The organism is Chryseobacillus diguaensis (assembly GCF_049220665.1).
Lineage (GTDB): Bacteria > Bacillota > Bacilli > Bacillales > Bacillaceae > Metabacillus_B.
Window position 1 is genome coordinate 478603 of the sequence record NZ_JBMKNV010000001.1, and the last position, 20875, is coordinate 499477.

Genomic DNA, 20875 nt, shown 5'->3' on the forward strand with positions numbered 1-20875 from the left:
TCTATTTGGAAAATATCTAAATTAGAGAACCTATTAGAATGAGAAGCGGGGCTGGATGGTGAAAAGGCCTTTAGGTGTTACCTTAATAAGTTATTTTTATTTATTCGGTGCATGTGTCTTGATTTTAACTGCCATTTTTTTTGATGCAGATGCCAATCCAATCGGCATAGCTGCAAGATTCGGCTTGCCTCATTTTCCTGAACGGATTATGAGGATCTTAGTAGGACTGGCTTCTTTGATTATGGCTTATGGATATAAAAATTTAAAGACATGGGGATTTTGGTTAATGATTGGTCATTCTGCTCTTTTTGGGGTGATCAGTCTTTTTCTTTCGTTAGCTCATAATGAAAAAATTTTCACAGGCAATCTTGCTTGGTCAATTATTATACTGGTGTATACGATATATGCCAAAAGGTATTTCATCAGCCCGTGATCAAACAAGCCTAAAATTTTTCTATAGCTATTTTTTAGAACTTCCGTTGAATCAATGGAAGTCCTTTTTTAGTTTAACTCTTTTCCCAGCAAGCGGGCATTCAATGAAAAAAACTTTTGTCTTTTTGCCGCAGAAGATCAAGTGTCCGCCTCCAATGGAAGCGCTTATTTACTTCTTTTTGAACGAATGATATTCTGTAATAGATTAGTAGCTTTTGTTCAAAAAGGAGTGTTTTTTGTGAATGGAAAAATGAAAGCGGTTGTAAAGCACCACAGAGGTTTTGGTGCTGAGCTGCAAATGGTCAATATTCCTGAAATCAATGAAAATGAAGTATTAATAAAAGTAAAAGCTACTTCTATCTGCGGAACAGATGTCCACATTTATTCGTGGGATGAATGGTCACAAAGCCGTGTAAATCCACCTTATGTGTTCGGGCATGAATTCTCAGGGGAAGTAGTGGAAATAGGGTCCAATGTGACAAATGTTAAGGTTGGCGATGCTGTTTCGGCTGAAACTCATATTGTATGCGGAGAATGTCCTCAATGTCTGACTGGAAAGTACCATATATGCAAAAACACGAAAATCATTGGCGTTGATACAAATGGCTGCTTCGCAGAATATGTAGCCCTCCCGGCAGGAAACCTTTGGAAAAATCCTGCGGATATGCCTTTTGATGTGGCATCAGTCCAAGAACCAATGGGCAATGCTGTTCATACTGTCCTCTCAGGAGATGCAGCTGGAAAAACAGTAGCTGTTATTGGATGCGGACCCATTGGAATCATGGCAGTCGGAGTGGCAAAAGCAGCCGGTGCATCAGAAGTCATCGCGCTTGACTTAAATGATTACCGTTTGGACCTTGCCAAACAAATGGGTGCAACTGTTATTATTAATTCAAAGAATGATGATCCTCTTCAAGCCATTGACCGTCTGACGGATGGAAACGGTGTTGACGTAGTGTGTGAAATGTCCGGTCACCCTGCTGCCATGGATCAGGGCTTTAAAATGGTTACAAACGGCGGACGCGTGTCGATCTTAAGTCTTCCTGTCCGTCCTGTAGTGATAGATGTTACAAACGACATTGTTTTTAAAGGCGTGACGGTCCAGGGGATTACGGGACGCAAAATGTATGAAACGTGGGAACAGGTTTCAAGACTGCTTAAATCAGGGCAGGTAGATGTGAAACCGATGATTACGCATCATTTTTCGCTGGAAGAATTCGATAAAGGCTTTGACTTAATGATCCAGGGAAAATGCGGAAAAGTTGTATTGCATCCTTAAAAATACTGGAGGGTTCCGAATGAAAGGCTTTGAATATTTGCAAAGAGAATTAGATGAAATGAAAGAGCAGGGAACATTTAGAAAACTGGTTCCTCTTGAATCTGAACAAGGATCAAAAGTTGTGATTAACGGAAAAGAAGTGATCCAGCTTTCTTCTAATAACTATCTTGGACTCACCAGTCATCCCCGTCTTCGCCAGGCGGCTCTTAGTGCGGTAGAAAAATATGGTGCTGGAACGGGCTCTGTGCGTACCATTGCAGGAACGTTAACCATGCATGAAGAACTCGAGAAAAAACTGGCTGAATTCAAGCATACGGAAGCTGCTCTTGTGTTCCAATCAGGATTTACAACAAACCAGGGCGTTTTATCAGCTATTCTGACAGACAAAGATGTTGTGATTTCTGATGCGTTGAATCATGCGTCCATTATTGACGGGATCAGGCTCACGAAGGCTGCCAGAAAGGTGTATAAGCATGCCGATACAAAAGACCTTGAAAGAGCGCTAAAAGAATCGGCTGATTACAGAGTAAGGCTCATTGTAACAGACGGTGTGTTCTCAATGGATGGAAATATTGCACCGCTGCCTGAAATTGTGGAGCTTGCTGAAAAATACGATGCCCTTGTCATGGTAGATGATGCACATGCTTCAGGCGTACTTGGTGAAAACGGCAGAGGAACTGTCAATCATTTTGGCCTTGATGGGCGTGTTCATATTCAGGTCGGAACACTTAGCAAGGCAATCGGGGTTTTAGGCGGCTATGTAGCAAGTACAAGAACGCTTATTGATTATCTTATTCATAAAGGACGTCCATTTTTATTCAGCACCTCTCATCCGCCTGCAGTGACGGAAGCTTGTATTGAGGCGATTAATGTATTGATCGAGGAACCGGAATTAATTGAAAAGCTATGGGAAAATACGAGATTCTTCAAAAAAGGTCTAGAGGAGCTTGGATTTCAAACCGGCACAAGTGAAACACCGATTACTCCTGTAATCGTTGGAGATGAAGCTTTATCTCACAAATTCTCAGATAGGCTGCTGGAATACGGTGTATTTGCGCAAGGAATTGCTTTCCCGACCGTTGCAAAGGGAATGGCAAGGGTACGGACAATTGTTACAGCGCAGCATTCGAAAGAAGAATTGCAGGAAGCCTTGACGATTTTCGAAAAGGCAGCCAAAGAATTATCGATTCTGTAACCTGCAGGGAGGACTTGTTCCTCTCTTTTTTTTGCTTAAAAATATTTGTATAATGAAGCCAGAAGCTGTGAATATGGTTGAGATCCGGCTATAAGAAGGCTATACTATAATATTGGCAACCTTAAACAGGAAAACAAACCTGACTTTAAAGGCTTTCATTCTATAAAATTGAAATCTGTCAGCATTGTTCAATGAAAATGGAACCGTTTGGATACATGAAAGGAGTTTTTAACATGAACGAGAAACAGCGCATGGAAAATATGCAAATTGATTCTTCGGACAAAAAATCCGAAAAGGATTACAGCAAGTATTTTCAAGCCGTCTATATGCCGCCTTCATTAAAAGATGCGAAAAAACGCGGCAAAGAAAACATTACTTATCAAAATGACTTTTCTATTCCTGAGGAATTCAGAAGCATGGGAGAAGGAAAGAAATTTTTAATTCGAACTTATGGATGCCAAATGAATGAACACGATACAGAAGTAATGGCAGGGATTTTTCTTGCGCTTGGCTATGAGCCAACAGACACAGTGGAAGATGCCAATGTCATTCTTTTGAACACATGTGCCATCCGCGAAAATGCCGAAAATAAAGTTTTTGGGGAAATTGGCCATTTAAAGCCTCTTAAAATGGAAAAGCCTGACCTTTTAATTGGTGTTTGCGGCTGTATGTCCCAGGAAGAATCAGTTGTGAACAAAATCATGCAAAAGCATGCTCATATTGATATGATCTTTGGAACACATAACATCCACCGGCTGCCTAACATTCTGAATGAGGCTTACATGTCTAAAGAAATGGTCGTGGAAGTTTGGTCTAAAGAAGGAGATGTCATTGAAAACCTTCCGAGAGCGCGAAAAGGAAGCATCAAAGGCTGGGTTAACATCATGTATGGCTGCGATAAATTCTGTACTTACTGTATCGTTCCATATACACGCGGAAAAGAAAGATCCCGCCGTCCAGAGGAAATCATTCAGGAAGTGCGCCAGCTTGCAGCCCATGGATATAAAGAAATTACACTGCTTGGCCAAAACGTAAATGCGTACGGAAAAGATTTTGAAGACATGAAGTACGGGCTTGGTGATTTAATGGATGAGCTCAGGAAGATCGATATTCCTAGAATCCGTTTTACTACAAGTCATCCTCGCGACTTTGATGACAGGCTGATTGAAGTTCTCGCAAAAGGCGGAAATCTCTTGGATCATATCCATTTGCCTGTTCAGTCAGGCAGCTCGGAAGTACTTAAAATGATGGCTCGCAAATATGACAGAGAACGTTATCTTGAGCTTGTCAGAAAAATTAAAGAAGCCATGCCGAATGCTTCTTTAACAACGGATATTATCGTCGGCTTCCCTAATGAAACAGAAGAGCAATTTGAAGAAACCCTTACCCTATACAGAGAAGTTGGTTTTGACAGTGCTTATACGTTTATTTATTCACCTCGTGAAGGTACTCCTGCTGCCAAAATGCAGGACAATGTTCCGGAAGAAGTGAAGAAAGAGCGTCTTCAGCGCTTAAACAGCCTTGTTAATGAATTTTCTGCCAAAAAAATGAAGGAATATGAAGGCCAGGTTGTCGAAGTACTTGTAGAGGGTGAAAGCAAAAGAAACCCTGAAATTTTAGCCGGATATACGGAAAAAAGCAAACTGGTTAATTTCAAGGCTCCTAAATCTGCAATCGGAAAAATAGTCAAAGTAAAAATCCTGAAAGCAAAAACATGGAGTTTGGACGGGGAAATGGCAGAAGAAGCGATAGAGGTGAGATAAGATGTCTCTGTATTCAAAGGACGAAATTGTAACAAAAGCACGTGAGCTTGCGCAAATGATCGCGGATACGGAAGAAGTTGATTTCTTTAAGCGTGCGGAAGCGCAGATAAACGAAAACCGTAAAATCAGTGACATTATTGCTGAAATAAAAGCTCTCCAAAAGCAGGCGGTCAATTTTCAGCATTATGGAAAATCTGAAGCTTTAAAACAAGTAGAGGATAAAATTGATTTGCTGCAGGAAGAACTTGACGGTATTCCGATTATACAGGAATTCAAAGATTCCCAGCTTGAGGTAAATGATCTGCTCCAGCTTGTTTCCCACACTATTTCAAATCATGTGACAAACCAGGTCATCAGCTCAACTGGAGGAAATCTATTAACAGGTGAGACTGGTTCAAAAGTAAAAAACAGTCCTGGCGGCTGCTCTTAAGTTATAAGTGAAAGAGCCCAGGTTTATCACTTGGAATCCATGATTTATTTTGACTTCCTGAGGCCAGAATGATTTGCATTAACAGTAAAAAACGCGCATCGGGCGCGTTTTTTATTTTGGCTGTTTTTCCAATCTTTAGATCATTCCTGATTTACCCCCATCATTCAGTCAACAATTTTCTCTCTGAACATATGATAAAGCAGAGAAAAGATAAAGTTTTCATACATAGTCAGTACATGTTAAGCTTTTCTAATTTTTGGGCACATATTCTGCTTTCCCCGCATACAATGGACTATGAGGATGAAATTAGAGGTATTATTCTTGTTTTCCTTTTAGGTAATGGAACTATTTAAATGAGCCCAGCATAAAATGAAATGACCATTGATTTGAGGAGGGTTTGTTCATATGTCTGAATACAGAGAGATTATTACAAAAGCAGTCGTAGCGAAAGGGCGCAAGTTCACTCAATGCACACATACAATCGCTCCTGCGCAAAGGCCGGCGAGCATTTTGGGCGGTTGGATTATCAACCATAAATATGATGCTCAAAAAGTTGGCAAGACTGTTGAGGTAGAAGGTACTTACGATATTAACGTGTGGTATTCCTATGCAGAAAATACGAAAACAGAAGTAGTTACAGAGAAAGTAAGATACGTTGATACAATCAAATTGAGATACAAAGACAATAATTATCTCGATGATGATCATGAAGTATTAGCGAAAGTGCTTCAGCAGCCAAATTGTCTCGAAGTAACCATTTCACCAAACGGCAATAAAATTGTCGTTCAGGCAGAACGGGAAATTTACTCAGAAGTGATCGGAGAAACCAAAATTTCCGTAGCTGTACATCCTGACGGCCACTTCGAAGAGGAAGATGATTGGGAAGAGGATCTTGAAGAAGAATTCGAGGACTTAAATCCCGAATTTCTTGTAGGAGAAGCGGATGAGTAAAGAAAGCTAGGGAGAGGGATCTTCCTAGTTTTTTATTTTGGCTTTAGTCTGCTGCTCTTCTGCATCAGGCTTTTAGCAGAATTCTCAAATGCAGGACATCTGCAAAATACACGCTGACAAGGATTAGCTATGTTATAATAAAATGTGTTTTGTATACGTTTTGCATTGGAGGATCCAAATGACAGCTTATACCCCGATGATTCAGCAATATTTAACAATCAAGGCAGATTACCAGGATGCCTTTTTATTTTTTAGATTAGGCGATTTTTACGAAATGTTTTTTGAAGATGCGACAGAAGCATCTCAGGAGCTTGAAATTACCCTCACCAGCAGAGATGGCGGAGGAAAGGAACGCATTCCGATGTGCGGGGTGCCTTATCATTCATCAGCTGGATACATAGAACGTTTAATTGAAAAAGGCCATAAGGTGGCCATCTGTGAACAGACAGAAGACCCTAAACAGGCTAAAGGTGTTGTTAGACGGGAAGTTGTCCAGCTGATCACACCAGGAACAGTGATGGAAGGTAAAGGAGTTCAAGAAAAAGAAAACAATTTTCTTGTTTCACTTACTGTTTTTCCTGCTTCTTTTGGGTTTGCCATGACAGATCTTACTACAGGTGAAAATGGAGTTGCTTGGATTGGATCGATTGAAGAAGCAATCAATGAAATCTATACCCTCGGTGCGAGAGAGCTAGTTGTAGCGAGCGATTTTTCTGAAAGTGATTTGAGCAAAATAAAAGAGCGCTGCCCTGTTGCTGTATCAATTGAGGATAACGATGAACAGGATGAAATGGTTGAGAAACTTTCAGGCCATCTGGAAGAAACGGATCTTAAAAAGGCATTTTCCCGTCTTTATCAATACGTTTCCCGTACCCAAAAAAGAAGCTTGGATCATTTGCAGAAAGTGACTTTGTATGAATTGAACCGCTTCTTAAAAATGGATTATTTCTCTAAACGGAATTTGGAATTAACCGAAACGATTCGTTCCAAAGGAAAAAAGGGGTCCCTTCTATGGCTTTTGGATGAGACCAAAACAGCAATGGGCGGTCGTCTTATCAAGCAGTGGATAGACCGGCCGCTCATTTCGAAGCAGGAAATTGAAAAGCGCTCAAGGTTGGTTCAGACGTTTATTGACCATTATTTTGAAAGAGAAGAACTGAGAGAGCTTTTAAAAGAAGTTTACGATTTAGAAAGACTTTCAGGAAGGGTCGCATTTGGAAATGTGAATGCAAGAGATCTGATTCAGCTTAAAAAGTCTCTCGAAAAAATACCTGGAATATTAAATCTCGTAGCGTCACTTAACTATGAATATAGCAGTCAAATGGTCACTTCCATTGATCCTTGCAGTGATTTGCTGACGCTTTTGGATGCAGCCTTAATTGAAAATCCTCCGCTTTCTATTAAAGACGGCAACATGATGAAAGATGGGTACAATGAAAGGCTCGATCAATACCGCAATGCCAGCAGAAACGGGAAAACGTGGATTGCAGAGCTAGAGGCAAAGGAGCGGGAAATAACCGGCATCAGGTCGCTGAAAATCGGATACAACCGGATATTCGGCTATTATATTGAAGTAACTAGAGCGAATCTGGCCAACCTTGAAGACGGACGATATGAAAGAAAGCAGACTCTTGCGAATGCCGAACGGTATATTACACCAGAACTGAAGGAAAAGGAAACGTTAATACTTGAAGCAGAGGAAAAAATGGTAGAGCTTGAGTATCAATTGTTCACGGAATTAAGAGAAAGAGTAAAAGGATTTATTCCGAGGCTTCAGTCTCTTGCGAAATGTGTGAGCGAGCTTGATGTGCTGCAGTGCTTTGCTGCAGTCAGTGAAAAACGCCGCTACACAAAACCTGAATTTACCGATTCTTCTCTTATCATTAAAGATGGCAGGCATCCTGTTGTGGAAAAGGTCATGAACAGTCAGGAATATGTGCCAAATGATTGCGTGATGGATGATAAAAATGGAATGCTGTTAATAACAGGGCCGAACATGTCAGGAAAAAGCACCTATATGAGACAGGTAGCGTTGACAAGCATTCTGGCTCAAATCGGCTGTTTTGTGCCGGCTGAAGAAGCAAGGCTGCCTATATTCGATCAGATCTTCACCCGAATAGGAGCCGCTGATGATTTGATATCAGGGCAGAGTACCTTTATGGTAGAAATGCTAGAAGCAAAAAATGCTATTGTGAATGCAACACAAAAAAGCCTTATTCTCTTCGATGAAATCGGAAGAGGAACATCAACCTATGATGGTATAGCGCTGGCACAGGCTATTATTGAATATATTCATGAAAACATTGGGGCAAAAACATTGTTTTCCACTCATTATCATGAACTGACCGTCCTTGCGGAAGAACTGAGCAGCTTAAAAAATGTCCATGTAAGAGCAGTTGAGAAAAATGGGAAAGTGGTATTTTTGCATAAAATTGCTGATGGAGCTGCGGACAAAAGCTATGGAATTCATGTAGCTGAATTGGCAGAACTCCCTGAGGCACTGATTCAGCGGGCTCAGAAAATTCTGCACGGCTTCGAAAATCAGCCTAAAGGACAAGCAGATACAAAAGGGGATAAACAGATATCTGAAGTAAATGATGAGCAGCTGTCGTTTTTTGAAGAAAAAGCTTCCAAAAGAGACAAGGAGCTGAATCCGAAGGAAAAGCAAATTGTCGACCGTTTAAGAAAGCTTTCGGTTCTGGAAATGACTCCTCTTGAAGCAATGAATCAGCTTTATGAGCTTCAAAAAAAATTAAAGTAAGGTAAGGGGGCTAAATCGATGCCCAAAATAGTCAGGCTTGATGATCATCTAAGCAATAAAATTGCAGCGGGAGAGGTAGTGGAAAGGCCTGCTTCTGTTGTGAAAGAACTTGTTGAAAATGCCATCGATGCGAACAGCACTGTAATTGAGATTTATTTAGAAGAAGCAGGCCTCGGAATGATCCGGGTCCTTGATAACGGAGATGGAATGGAGCCAGAAGACTGCCTGAATGCTTTTCATCGTCATGCTACAAGTAAGATCAAAGATGAAAACGACCTTTTCAGGATTAGAACACTTGGATTCAGAGGAGAGGCTCTTCCGAGTATCGCATCCGTTTCAGAAGTCGAAATGAAGACGGGAACCGGAGAAGATGCAGGTACCCGCCTGCTGCTAAAAGGAGGAAAAACAGAAGCTCATGAACCGGCTGCAAGCAGAAAAGGAACGGATATGGTTGTTTCTAACCTTTTCTACAATACACCTGCGAGATTAAAATACATGAAATCCGTTCATACAGAGCTTGGCAACATTACAGATGCTGTAAACCGGCTTTCTATGGCTCATCCTTCCATATCTTTCAGGCTGGTTCATAATGAAAAGCTTCTCCTTCATACGAATGGGAATGGTGATGTGAGACAGGTCATTGCCGCTATATATGGCCTTGCCATAGCCAAAAAAATGATTCCTGTTTCCCTTCGTTCGCTTGACTTTGAAGTAAAGGGCTATATTTCTCTTCCGGAAATTACACGTGCTTCAAGAAACTATATATCTACCATCATTAATGGAAGATATATTAAAAATTATCCGCTAGTCAAAGCTATACAGGAAGGCTATCACACTCTCTTGCCGATCGGCCGGTACCCAATCGTATTTCTTGAAATAACGATGGATCCTCTGCTCGTTGATGTAAACGTTCATCCAGCGAAAATGGAAGTGCGTCTAAGCAAGGATCAGGAGCTTTATGAAGTAATAGCAGAAGGAATCAAAGAAGCTTTTCGGACAAGAACTCTCATCCCTGTCGGACCTGAACGAAGAATTCCTGAAAAAAGAGCAGATGAACAGCAGCAGTTTACCCTTGAACATACACAAAAAGAAAAACCGATGCCTGTAAAAACGCAACCATTAATGCCTCCTTCTTTTGTATTTGAAGAGCCTGAGACAACATTTTTGCAGACCGGGGAAAAGGACCATTCTGATGAACTTCCGGTAACTTATATAAAAGAAGACAGTTACGAATCCAATGCAACTGAACCTTTCCCTTCGTCTTTCCCTGATGAAGAAGCAAAAAAAGAGGGAAGAGTTCCGCCTTTATATCCTATAGGCCAGATGCATGGAACGTACATCTTTGCTCAAAATGAGAATGGCCTTTATATCATTGATCAGCATGCTGCACAGGAACGCATTAAATATGAATATTTTAGAGAAAAAGTAGGGCAGGTGCAGTCTGAGGTTCAAGAAATGCTCGTTCCCCTTACGCTTCACTATTCTGCTGATGAAGCGGTAAAGCTTGAGGAGTATATGGATGAATTGTCGGCAGTGGGGATCTTCCTGGAGCCGTTTGGAGGCAATAGTTATATCGTCCGTTCCCATCCTCAGTGGTTCCCTAAGGGTGAGGAAGCTGAAATTATTGAAGAAATGATTCAGCAGGTTCTTGATGAGAAGAAAGCGGATATTAAACAGATCAGAGAAGATGCGGCCATATTAATGAGCTGCAAAGGATCAATAAAAGCAAACCGTCATCTCAGAAATGATGAAATTTTTGCCTTGTTAGAGGAATTGAGACATTCTGCTGATCCTTTTACTTGCCCTCACGGCAGACCAATTATTGTTCACTACTCGATTTATGAAATGGAGAAAATGTTTAAGCGGGTTATGTAAGAATGATACACACAGGTGCAGCGTAGGATGGTAGAAAAACGAGGTGCTTTCTAAATGAGAAGTATTTTTGCCCCATCATATAAACCATCCCATTCCCATCTTTACGCTTTTGAAACGCTTAATGCAGAAGATCATTTTCATATCATTAATCGTTTTACAAAACCTGTAAACGGTGATTCTTATGATGCTCATATTCATTATTATTCAGGGATTACCTCCTTTAATAACGGACATTATCATAGATTTTACGGAGAAACCGGACCGGCGATTCCAAGGGAAGATGGAAGCCATTATCACGAAATATATGGTGTAACCTATAACAATTACACAGATCCCCCTGAGGGAGGGTATGGAGGAGTGGTTTACGGAACTCCTTCGATGCCTGTCCATAAACATGCTTTTGGAGGCAATACATCAAATCCTGTTGGGGTAGATGAATAACCGTTTAAAACCTTTATACCTGGGTTATAATGAATGGGTGTATTGGCCTCTCTTCATGCTATAATGAACAAGGATATGGAGATTCTTGCTTGCAGTTTAATTCCAGAAAAAGAAAGCATGATTGAAAGAGTGATTTACTTGAAAACACCGAAAGAAAAACTCGTTGTTCTAATTGGACCGACAGCTGTAGGCAAAACGGCGCTTAGCATAAAGCTTGCCCAAAAGATGAATGCAGAAATTATCAGCGGTGACAGCATGCAAATATACAGAGGGATGGACATAGGCACAGCAAAAATAAGCTTCGAAGAAATGGAAAATGTGCCTCATCATCTGCTGGATATTAAAAATCCTGAGGAGAGTTTTTCTGCTGCAGAGTTTCAGCAAAGAGCCAGGTCCCTGATAACGGAAATTTCTTCTAGGGGAAAGCTCCCAATGATTGTAGGGGGCACAGGCCTCTATATTCAATCTGTCCTGTATGATTATGAATTTACAGAAACAGCCTCGGATGAAGCCTTCCGAGATGAAAAGGAAAAAGAATGGCAGGAGCACGGCGAAGAGTTCCTGCACAATCAGCTGAAAAATATTGATCCTGTTTCCGCAGAGAGAATCCACCCTAATAATGTTAGAAGGGTTATACGGGCTCTGGAAATTCAACATTGCACAGGCAATACAATGACCGAATTTTTGGAAAAGCAAAACGCCATCTTTCAGTACGATGCAGCACTTATTGGTCTCACTGTTTCAAGAGACCTTCTTTATGAGCGAATCAATCAGAGGGTAGATATCATGATAGAGTCAGGCCTTCTCAAAGAAGTAGAAAGCCTCTATCAATCAGGACTGCGAAATGCGCAGTCTATTCAAGCAATAGGCTATAAGGAAATTTATCGCTATCTTGAAGGGGAAATTCCCTTTTCTGAAGCCGTTTTACAGCTTAAACAAAATTCAAGAAGATATGCAAAACGTCAGCTGACCTGGTTTCGAAATAAGATGAATGTCGAGTGGTTCGATATGACGCCGCCGATTGATATTAACCAAAAGGCGCACGAAATTTTTACATATGCAGCAGGAAAGCTGAAACTTTAATCGAATTTATATTACATAGAGAAAAGAGGAGGACGAAACATGAAACAAACAATTAATATTCAGGACCAGTTTTTGAACCAATTGCGCAAAGACGGTACATTCGTAACAGTTTTCTTATTAAACGGCTTCCAACTAAGAGGCTTGGTAAAAGGATTTGACAATTTTACAGTGCTTCTTGAAACTGAAGGTAAGCAACAGTTAATTTATAAACATGCCATCTCAACATTTGCACCTCAAAAGAACATTCAGCTTGAACTTGAATAAGAAGTGATCTTCCAACCCGCAGACAATCTTGCCTGCGGGTTTTTTAATTAGGCTTTTTTGCAGTTATCTGCGAGAATTAATCACACCAAGGAGTAAGCTCAACGACATCCTTTCTTATCATTTTCCGTTTCGTTCTTCAGAGTCCTAGCAAGAAACTATAGGAAAGAAAAGAGCCTTTTTTTATCTTTAATAGGATGGTTGTACAAGAGATCTTCAAGAATACATTGTAAAGATACTGAAAAATAATGTGAGCAAAGATCATTATTTCTCGGGAAAGCGCAGGTTTCTCCATAATTAGTCATTTACCGAAGCTGAAGATAAAAATAAAATAATGGGCATTTGTCACGATTTACAGTATGAATACGTATAGTAGTAGGAGAAATGTGAGGTGAACCTCTTTGGATCAGGCAGTCACATATAAAAATAATGGCCAAATTAATATTATTTTGAATGGGCAAAAAATGGCAAAGAAAGAGCGCAGCTATGCTGCTGAAGTAAACACTCCCCTTCCTCAAGCAGAGGTGAAGCATGTCATATTAAAAGAAATTGAAGATGAAATGAACGTTCTCGTGGGCATGGAGGAAATGAAACGAAATTTAAAGGAAATATATGCATGGATATATATTAATAAAAAAAGAGAAGAACAGGGACTGAAAGTTGGAAAACAAGCCCTGCATATGATGTTCAAAGGCAATCCCGGTACGGGAAAAACGACAGTAGCCCGGCTGATCGGGAAGCTTTTTCTTCAAATGAATGTCTTATCAAAAGGGCATTTAATTGAAGCGGAGCGGGCTGACCTTGTAGGGGAGTATATAGGCCATACAGCGCAAAAAACAAGAGAGTTAATCAAACGTTCGCTTGGAGGCATTTTATTTATAGATGAGGCGTATTCCCTTGCAAGAGGGGGAGAAAAAGATTTTGGCAAAGAAGCCATTGATACGCTTGTCAAACATATGGAAGACAAGCAGCATGACTTTATTTTAATCCTTGCAGGCTATTCAAAAGAAATGGAACAATTTTTGTCCATAAATCCAGGGCTTCATTCCAGATTTCCGCTCGTGATCGATTTTCCGGATTATACAGTGGAACAGTTAATGGAAATCGCAAAAAGAATGACGGATGAAAGAGAGTATCTCTTGAGCAAAGAAGCTGAATGGAAAATCATTGAACACTTGATGATGATTAAAAGCACCACCCATCCTGCAAAATTCTCTAATGGGCGATATATCCGCAACATTATTGAAAAGGGAATTCGTTCCCAGGCTATGCGTCTTTTAAACGCAGATAACTATTCAAGAGAAGAGCTTATTACCTTAAAAGTGCAGGATTTAGTATTGAAGGAATAACAGTTAATTTATATGTAAGTATAAAAAGGATGAAGCCGCTCCCATTATACCGGAGAGGCTTTTAATCATAATCATATTATGGAAACAAACTGAATGTTTTCTGATAATAATAAATTCGTTATCACAAGAAATATTGGAAGGTACCGCTCATCTTAATCAGTGATTCATCTAAATATACACTGCAGCTGGAAATTTCAAACTTCATAGGCGAATTCAGTGTAGACTGGGGAAGTTTACTTGCTTTTGGTTTGCCGCTTCAGGGTTAAAAGACTAGACTCTTTTCTTAAACTTTGTTGCTCATGACCCTATATTACGTTTAACAAACCATCGGCAAGGCAATATTCTTTAAGAAAAGATGCCCCGAAGCTTGGCTGAATGCGTGATAAGAGCTTGTACGAAAAGCAACAATCTTTGAGAAAACCGCCTTTCTTAAAGTTTCCCTCCATTCTCATCCCAATAAACTCTGAACAAATGAATATTCGAATTTTAAGAAAAAACCACGAAGCCTATATATCCGTGTTATAAGCAAATACGAATAGCAGCAGCTGCTGCGAAAACAACCATTATAGAAAAAGCACCGTTTTCAGGTGCTTTTTGTTTTTGTTTTGAAAGACTTTTTTAAAGGCTCCGGTCATTCATATGATTAAGAGATTTTGTTGGAAGCTTCCATTTATATTTATATGATAGAATGCGGAAGATAACAAGCAATATAAAAAGAATATAAAGTTCGAGAGGTGTTTTGGCAATCCTTAGTCCAATAATAAACCCGCCTGCAATCGCCCATACGTTATAAATTTCATATTTGAGGACGAGAGGCTTACGCCCTGCCAGCATATCTCTGATTATTCCTCCTCCGCTGCCGGTAAGAACTGCCGCGACAACAACAGCGCTTAGAGGGTGGTTCATATGGACGGCATATAATGCCCCTTGAATAGCAAAGGCTGAAAGACCGATGGCATCAGTGAAATTTCCCCATGTATTCCAATGCTTCAGGAGAATTTGAGGAAAAAGAAAGACACAGGTGATCGACAATAGCGCTACTTGAAACAAAACATTTTGACCCCATAAAGCTGATACCGGAACACCGATCAGCAGATTGCGGACTGCACCCCCACCGAAGGCAGTAACAATTCCCAAAATATAAATTCCTAAAATATCATAATCTTCTTCCATAGCGACGATGGCGCCGCTGATGGCAAAAGCGATTGTGCCTATGATGCTGAGAACTTCCCAAGTCATTCCTTAAACCCTCCGATGGTGTACAAATCAGTTAGCAGTACAGCCGATCTGATTTTATCTGCTCGAATAGATAAAATCAACCATTATTTTATAAATTTCGTTATAAGTCAGGTTTTTTGCGTTTCGCAGGAAGCGAGGAGTAGGTCATTCGCGTTCGGTGATCCCTAAACCTTGCTTGCAAAGATTTTTGTTCATTGCAAGTATTTTTTGTTATGATAGGACTACTAATCTAAATGCAAAAGGCAGGAATGAAATTTGAAAGAAATTCAAAATGACAGTGATAAAATTGAGCACGCCGTTCTTGTAGGCTGCCAGCTTCCTGGGATGGATGATGAGCACTTTGCTTATTCTATGGAAGAACTTGCTTCATTGACAAAAACAGCGAGCGGAAAAGCACTCGTCCAATTGTCCCAGAAAAGGGATCGAAGGCATCCGGCTACATACATAGGGAAAGGGAAGCTTGAGGAGCTCTCAAACGTTCTGGAAGAAACGGAAGCGGACGTCGTCATTTTCAATGATGAACTCTCTCCGAGCCAAAATCGTAATCTTTCCAATGCCCTTAATATAAAAATCATTGACCGTACCCAGCTTATTCTGGATATTTTTGCACAAAGAGCAAGGACGAGAGAAGGAAAGCTTCAAGTGGAGCTTGCTCAATTGAATTATCTGCTGCCGCGCCTTTCCGGCCAAGGAATCAATTTATCAAGGCAGGGGGGCGGAATCGGGACAAGAGGACCGGGGGAAACCCAGCTCGAAACGGATCGCCGTCATATCCGAACAAAAATTCATGATATTAAAATGCAGCTGAACTTAATTGTTAAACATAGAGAAAGGTATAGAGACAGAAGAAAAAAGAATCATGTATTTCAAGCAGCGCTTGTGGGATATACGAATGCAGGCAAGTCTACATTATTTAACAGGCTGACAGAATCCTCAAGCTATGAAGAGAATCTTCTGTTTGCGACCCTTGATCCAATGACAAGAAGAATGCAGCTTCCCTCGGGTTACACAGCCCTGATTACTGATACAGTCGGTTTTATTCAAGATTTGCCGACGACACTTGTAGCCGCTTTCAGATCAACGCTTGAAGAGGTTAAAGAAGCGGATTTTATTCTGCATGTTGTTGACAGTTCAAACGAAGATTACCTGAATCATGAAAAGACGGTTTACAAGCTGCTTGATGAACTTGAAGCAGAGCAGATTCCAATTTTGACGGTATACAATAAAAAGGACCAGCAGCTGATAGATTTTTCACCTTCCACCAAAGAGAAATATCTGCAGATCAGTGCTTTTTCAGAGAATGATATTGAGGAGCTGAAAAAACAAATTGAGCAAAGCTTAAAAGAACTGATGAAGCCTTTTATGGCTGAGATTCCGCCTGAAGAAGGGAAAATGCTTTCACAGCTGAAAACGGAAGCCATTATAGATTCGTTCCTATTTGACGAAGTAAGGGAAAAGTATGTGATAAAGGGCTATGCATGGCCTTTTCATCCGGTACTTGAAACATACCGAAAAGACAACAAGAGAGGTACAGAAGATGTATAACCATTTAAAAAACGGCACGATTTTAGAAAAGCTAGCGGCTGAAACTGAAAATCAGGCTGCTCATATTCATCAAAAGATTGATCATAGAATTGAAAGCAATCAGTTCAGAGTTTTAGAAAGCTACCGGGCGCATAAAGTAAGTGATTCCCATTTCATTCCATCGACAGGCTACGGATATGATGATACCGGACGGGATACACTTGAAAAAGTGTACGCAGATGTTTTTGGCGGGGAGGCAGCCCTTGTCAGGCCTCAAATTATTTCTGGAACTCATGCGATCTCAATCGCCCTTTTTGGCGTTCTGCGCCCAGGCGACGAACTGATTTACATTACAGGGAAACCTTATGATACGCTTGAGGAGATTGTAGGGATAAGAGGAAAAGGCACGGGTTCTCTGAAAGAATATCAGATCGGCTATCAGACAGTTGACCTTAAAGCTGATGGAAGTGTTGATTTTGCACGTGTAAGAGAAGCTGTTTCAAGCAAGACAAAAGTAATCGGCATCCAAAGGTCAAAAGGATATGCAGCAAGACCTTCCTTTACAATAGAAGAAATTGAAGAAATGATCCGCTTTGTCAAATCACTTAAAGAAAATATTATCGTTTTTGTTGATAATTGCTATGGGGAGTTTGTTGAAGAGAGAGAACCATGTCATGCAGGAGCAGACTTGATGGCAGGCTCGTTAATCAAAAACCCTGGCGGCGGCCTTGCCAAAACTGGCGGTTACATTACCGGCAAAAAGGATTTGGTGGAGGCTTGCTCCTACAGAATGACTTCTCCTGGTATCGGTGCTGAAGCAGGGGCATCGCTATACAGCTTACAGGAAATGTATCAGGGATTTTTTCTTGCACCGCATGTTGCCGGACAGGCTCTAAAAGGAGCTGTCTTCACTGCAGGGATACTGGAGAAAATAGGATTAAACACAAGTCCAGCATGGGATAGCAAAAGGACAGATCTCATACAGTCCGTTGAATTCAATAATAAAGAAATGATGGTGGCTTTCTGCCAGGCGATCCAATATGCTTCACCAATTAATTCCCATGTGACACCTTACCCAAGCTATATGCCAGGATATGAGGATGACGTTATTATGGCAGCCGGTACATTTATTCAAGGCGCAAGCATTGAATTGTCAGCAGACGGCCCGCTCCGCCCGCCTTATATTGCTTTTGTTCAAGGAGGATTAACTTATTCTCATGTAAAAATTGCGATATGCTCTGCGATTGATGATTTAATGAATAAAGGATTAATCCAAGTAAGCGATAAAAACGAAAATAATTAAAGAATCATACTTATGTCATGTTTCCTAACATGATATTGACACATAACCTAACATGGAATATAATAAGTACAGGATGAAAAGGAGGAAAGGGAATGAGTGACAGAATAAGACGCTCAATGCCTTTATTTCCAATGGGGATCGTCATGCAGCTTACTGAGTTGTCAGCAAGACAAATTCGCTACTACGAAGAGCACAGCTTAATTTTTCCCGCTCGGACAGAAGGGAATCGCCGTCTATTTTCATTCAATGACGTTGATCAGCTTCTAGAGATTAAAAGTCTGATAGACCAAGGTGTGAATATGGCGGGAGTTAAGCAAATCTTTTCTAAAAAAGATCTTGTCCCAAATGTTGCACAAACAGCCGCCCAGGCTGATAAACCGGACCTGACAGATGATGAGCTTAGAAAACTGCTAAGAACTGAACTGACTCAAGCAGGCCGATTTCAGCGGGCCACATTAAATCAGGGAGATATGTCCCGTTTTTTTCATTAAAAAATGAGCAATATTAATACCATATACAGATTCTAATTGAATTGGGAGGAAAATGATTCATGCCTAAGTATACTAAGGAAGATATCGTAAAATTAGTTGATGAGAACAATGTGAAATACATCCGCCTGCAATTCACGGATATTCTTGGTACCATCAAAAATGTTGAAATTCCTGTAAGCCAATTAGGAAAAGCACTTGATAACAAAATGATGTTTGACGGTTCTTCTATTGAAGGTTTTGTAAGGATTGAAGAATCAGATATGTATTTATATCCGGATCTTGAAACGTTTGTTATTTTCCCATGGACTTCTGAAAAGGGAAAAGTTGCCCGTTTCATCTGTGATATTTACAATCCTGATGGCACGCCATTTAATGGTGACCCTCGAACAAACTTAAAACGTGTTCTTTCAGAAATGGAAGAGCTTGGTTTCACAGATTTCAATCTTGGGCCTGAACCGGAATTTTTCCTTTTCAAACTTGACGCAAATGGCGATCCGACTCTTGAGCTGAATGACAAAGGCGGATATTTCGACCTTGCGCCAACCGATCTTGGTGAAAACTGCCGCCGTGATATTGTGCTTGAGCTTGAAGAAATGGGATTTGAAATTGAAGCATCTCACCATGAGGTTGCTCCAGGACAGCACGAAATAGACTTTAAATATGCAGGTGCAGTAAGAGCTTGTGATGACATTCAAACATTTAAGCTTGTTGTAAAAACCATTGCACGCAAACATGGACTTCACGCTACGTTTATGCCAAAACCATTATTCGGTGTTAATGGATCTGGTATGCACTGTAACTTGTCCTTGTTCAAAAATGGAGAAAATGCTTTCTTTGATAAAGGAGCAGAACTGCAATTAAGTGAAGATGCAAGACACTTCATTGCTGGTATTATCAAGCATGCTCCAAACTTTACAGCTGTAACGAATCCTACTGTTAATTCATACAAGCGTCTTGTACCAGGCTATGAAGCACCATGTTATGTTGCATGGTCTGCACGCAACCGCAGCCCGCTGATTCGTATTCCGGCTTCCCGGGGCTTAAGCACACGCGTAGAAGTACGCAGTGTTGACCCGGCAGCGAACCCTTACCTTGCGATGTCTGTATTGCTTGCAGCTGGTCTTGATGGAATTAAAAATAAATTAACTCCGCCAAGACCAATCGACCGCAACATTTATGTGATGACAAAGGAAGAAAGACTTGAAAACGGCATCGTAGATCTTCCTGCAACACTAGCAGCAGCGCTTGATAGCCTTAAATCAGATCATGTTATTGTGAATGCGCTTGGCGATCATTTATTTGAGCATTTTGTAGAAGCGAAAGAAATTGAATGGGATATGTTCCGTACTCAGGTTCACCCATGGGAGAGAGAACAGTACATGACAATGTACTAAAAATGATTACCCTGACATTAAGCGTGTCAGGGTTTTTTATTCATGCAGAACAGCAAAGAACCTTGGCTATGTCAGCCAAGGTTCTTTGCTCTGTTTTTATATTCAATCAGTAAGTTCACAATTGCGAGCACTGCAAGTCCTATGCTAATGGCAATGCCTGTTACAGCAACTGTAAAAGAAATGTACTCAAAAAATGAATAATGGGCAAGCTTGCTCCAATCTTTTTTTCCTTTCCAGTCCTCGATCACGAGGTTCATGCCTAAAATTCCAGAAATGACGGTATAAACGGTGAGAATAAGAAGGAGATAGTTATTTCTTTTTCGTGAAAGTTTTTCTTCATTTTGAAAAAGGCTGTCAAGCGTCTTTGTAACCTCATCATAAAGAGGGGCAATTTGAAATACGCGGCTGAATAATCTGCTTAGCTCTCTGCCTTCAGTGCGGCTGCTGATTTCTTAAAAATAAAACTGCCCGGTAAATTCAGTAATGCTTCTGATCAGCTCTTCATTCTTTTGCCGCTTTTTTTCAAAGTAAAGCCTGGAGTAAATAAAAGATAATTTTAGAAGAACGATTTTATAGAAAAAGTGAAGAATCAGATTGTAAAAATGCTGTCCATACATTTCAGAGTACAGAGAACTCTCTCGCCCTAACTCGTTTGTGATGAGGTAAAGGTATGATCACTAATAACGTAATGAGTATAAATGGACATACAATAAAGTCAATCGAATGGATAACAGCTTCATAAGACATTCTTCCGTTTCTGGCATTTAGCCTGACTGGAATATTAACTGATTTTGAAAAGCGGGAAAGTGCCTCGCTTTCAAAAGAATCAGGAAAGAGGATCTTTTCAATGTAAGGCATAAAATACTGTTCCATATTACTATGTATGACTGATGAGTTTTTACCGTAAAAAGAGTTTTCCTGCTGGGCATTCTTTAGGGAAAAAAACTCAAATCCGCTATTTTTCAATTAATTTTCTAAGCGGGATACCTGTTCAGGCTTTTCTGTGTTCAAGGAAAAAGGGAAGATAAATTGTGTGACCGCTTTAAATAGTGCCACATCTTTTTTTAATTGATTGAGCGGATTCATGGTCTTTCCCCCAGCTAA

At 40.4% G+C, this 20875-nt stretch carries 19 protein-coding genes; 16 read left to right on the forward strand and 3 right to left on the reverse strand.

The window, feature by feature from the left end; translation table 11 throughout:
• Positions 1 to 55 precede the first annotated feature (55 nt).
• From ACOT8F_RS02340 to spoVK, 12 genes are all read left to right on the forward strand, one after another.
• Positions 56 to 433, forward strand: a complete 378-nt coding sequence (locus tag ACOT8F_RS02340) for a hypothetical protein (RefSeq protein WP_421649933.1) — start codon at positions 56 to 58, stop codon at positions 431 to 433.
• A gap of 237 nt (positions 434 to 670) precedes the next feature.
• Positions 671 to 1711 carry an L-threonine 3-dehydrogenase gene (gene tdh, locus ACOT8F_RS02345; protein ID WP_421649934.1) on the forward strand — a complete coding sequence of 347 codons (1041 nt, stop codon included), beginning with the start codon at positions 671 to 673 and terminating at the stop codon, positions 1709 to 1711.
• Positions 1712 to 1730: 19 nt separating this feature from the next.
• Complete coding sequence (locus ACOT8F_RS02350) at positions 1731 to 2906, forward strand: glycine C-acetyltransferase (protein ID WP_421649935.1); 1176 nt, start codon at positions 1731 to 1733, stop codon at positions 2904 to 2906.
• Positions 2907 to 3139: 233 nt separating this feature from the next.
• Positions 3140 to 4669 carry a tRNA (N6-isopentenyl adenosine(37)-C2)-methylthiotransferase MiaB gene (gene miaB / locus ACOT8F_RS02355; RefSeq protein WP_421649936.1) on the forward strand — a complete coding sequence of 510 codons (1530 nt, stop codon included), beginning with the start codon at positions 3140 to 3142 and terminating at the stop codon, positions 4667 to 4669.
• Position 4670: 1 nt separating this feature from the next.
• Positions 4671 to 5099 (forward strand): regulatory iron-sulfur-containing complex subunit RicA, encoded by a 429-nt coding sequence (ricA, locus tag ACOT8F_RS02360; RefSeq protein ID WP_421649937.1) that lies wholly within the window; start codon positions 4671 to 4673, stop codon positions 5097 to 5099.
• 405 nt (positions 5100 to 5504) lie between these two features.
• Positions 5505 to 6050: an outer spore coat protein CotE gene (cotE, locus tag ACOT8F_RS02365; protein WP_421649938.1), complete on the forward strand. Its 546-nt coding sequence runs from the start codon at positions 5505 to 5507 to the stop codon at positions 6048 to 6050.
• A 178-nt stretch (positions 6051 to 6228) separates the two neighbouring features.
• Positions 6229 to 8811, forward strand: a complete 2583-nt coding sequence (gene mutS / locus ACOT8F_RS02370) for a DNA mismatch repair protein MutS (protein WP_421649939.1) — start codon at positions 6229 to 6231, stop codon at positions 8809 to 8811.
• An 18-nt stretch (positions 8812 to 8829) separates the two neighbouring features.
• Complete coding sequence (gene mutL / locus ACOT8F_RS02375) at positions 8830 to 10686, forward strand: DNA mismatch repair endonuclease MutL (RefSeq protein WP_421649940.1); 1857 nt, start codon at positions 8830 to 8832, stop codon at positions 10684 to 10686.
• Positions 10687 to 10740: 54 nt separating this feature from the next.
• Positions 10741 to 11127, forward strand: a complete 387-nt coding sequence (locus ACOT8F_RS02380) for a YmaF family protein (protein ID WP_421649941.1) — start codon at positions 10741 to 10743, stop codon at positions 11125 to 11127.
• Between the two features lie 117 nt (positions 11128 to 11244).
• Positions 11245 to 12210, forward strand: coding sequence for a tRNA (adenosine(37)-N6)-dimethylallyltransferase MiaA (gene miaA, locus ACOT8F_RS02385; RefSeq protein ID WP_421650036.1), 966 nt, complete (start codon positions 11245 to 11247; stop codon positions 12208 to 12210).
• A gap of 39 nt (positions 12211 to 12249) precedes the next feature.
• Positions 12250 to 12474 carry an RNA chaperone Hfq gene (gene hfq, locus ACOT8F_RS02390; protein ID WP_421649942.1) on the forward strand — a complete coding sequence of 75 codons (225 nt, stop codon included), beginning with the start codon at positions 12250 to 12252 and terminating at the stop codon, positions 12472 to 12474.
• Positions 12475 to 12872: 398 nt separating this feature from the next.
• A complete protein-coding gene (gene spoVK / locus ACOT8F_RS02395) occupies positions 12873 to 13820 on the forward strand; it encodes a stage V sporulation protein K (RefSeq protein WP_421649943.1) in 948 nt (315 codons plus the stop codon).
• Positions 13821 to 14438: 618 nt separating this feature from the next.
• Here spoVK and ACOT8F_RS02400 read toward each other — a convergent pair.
• Complete coding sequence (locus tag ACOT8F_RS02400) at positions 14439 to 15059, reverse strand: trimeric intracellular cation channel family protein (RefSeq protein WP_421649944.1); 621 nt, start codon at positions 15057 to 15059, stop codon at positions 14439 to 14441.
• 264 nt (positions 15060 to 15323) lie between these two features.
• Here ACOT8F_RS02400 and hflX point away from each other — a divergent pair, with 264 nt between their 5' ends.
• From hflX to glnA, 4 genes are all read left to right on the forward strand, one after another.
• On the forward strand, positions 15324 to 16604 hold the full coding sequence (gene hflX / locus ACOT8F_RS02405; RefSeq protein ID WP_421650037.1) for a GTPase HflX: 1281 nt from the start codon (positions 15324 to 15326) through the stop codon (positions 16602 to 16604).
• A complete protein-coding gene (locus ACOT8F_RS02410) occupies positions 16597 to 17886 on the forward strand; it encodes a methionine gamma-lyase family protein (RefSeq protein ID WP_421649945.1) in 1290 nt (429 codons plus the stop codon). The genes hflX and ACOT8F_RS02410 overlap by 8 nt, the downstream gene beginning before the upstream one ends.
• A gap of 92 nt (positions 17887 to 17978) precedes the next feature.
• Positions 17979 to 18377 (forward strand): MerR family transcriptional regulator, encoded by a 399-nt coding sequence (locus tag ACOT8F_RS02415; RefSeq protein WP_421649946.1) that lies wholly within the window; start codon positions 17979 to 17981, stop codon positions 18375 to 18377.
• A 59-nt stretch (positions 18378 to 18436) separates the two neighbouring features.
• Positions 18437 to 19771, forward strand: a complete 1335-nt coding sequence (glnA, locus tag ACOT8F_RS02420; protein ID WP_421649947.1) for a type I glutamate--ammonia ligase — start codon at positions 18437 to 18439, stop codon at positions 19769 to 19771.
• A 71-nt stretch (positions 19772 to 19842) separates the two neighbouring features.
• On the opposite strand, the gene ACOT8F_RS02425 is transcribed toward glnA, so the two are convergent.
• Complete coding sequence (locus tag ACOT8F_RS02425) at positions 19843 to 20028, reverse strand: hypothetical protein (protein WP_421649948.1); 186 nt, start codon at positions 20026 to 20028, stop codon at positions 19843 to 19845.
• A 361-nt stretch (positions 20029 to 20389) separates the two neighbouring features.
• On the reverse strand, positions 20390 to 20629 hold the full coding sequence (locus tag ACOT8F_RS02430) for a hypothetical protein (RefSeq protein ID WP_421649949.1): 240 nt from the start codon (positions 20627 to 20629) through the stop codon (positions 20390 to 20392).
• Between the last annotated feature and the right edge of the window lie 246 nt (positions 20630 to 20875).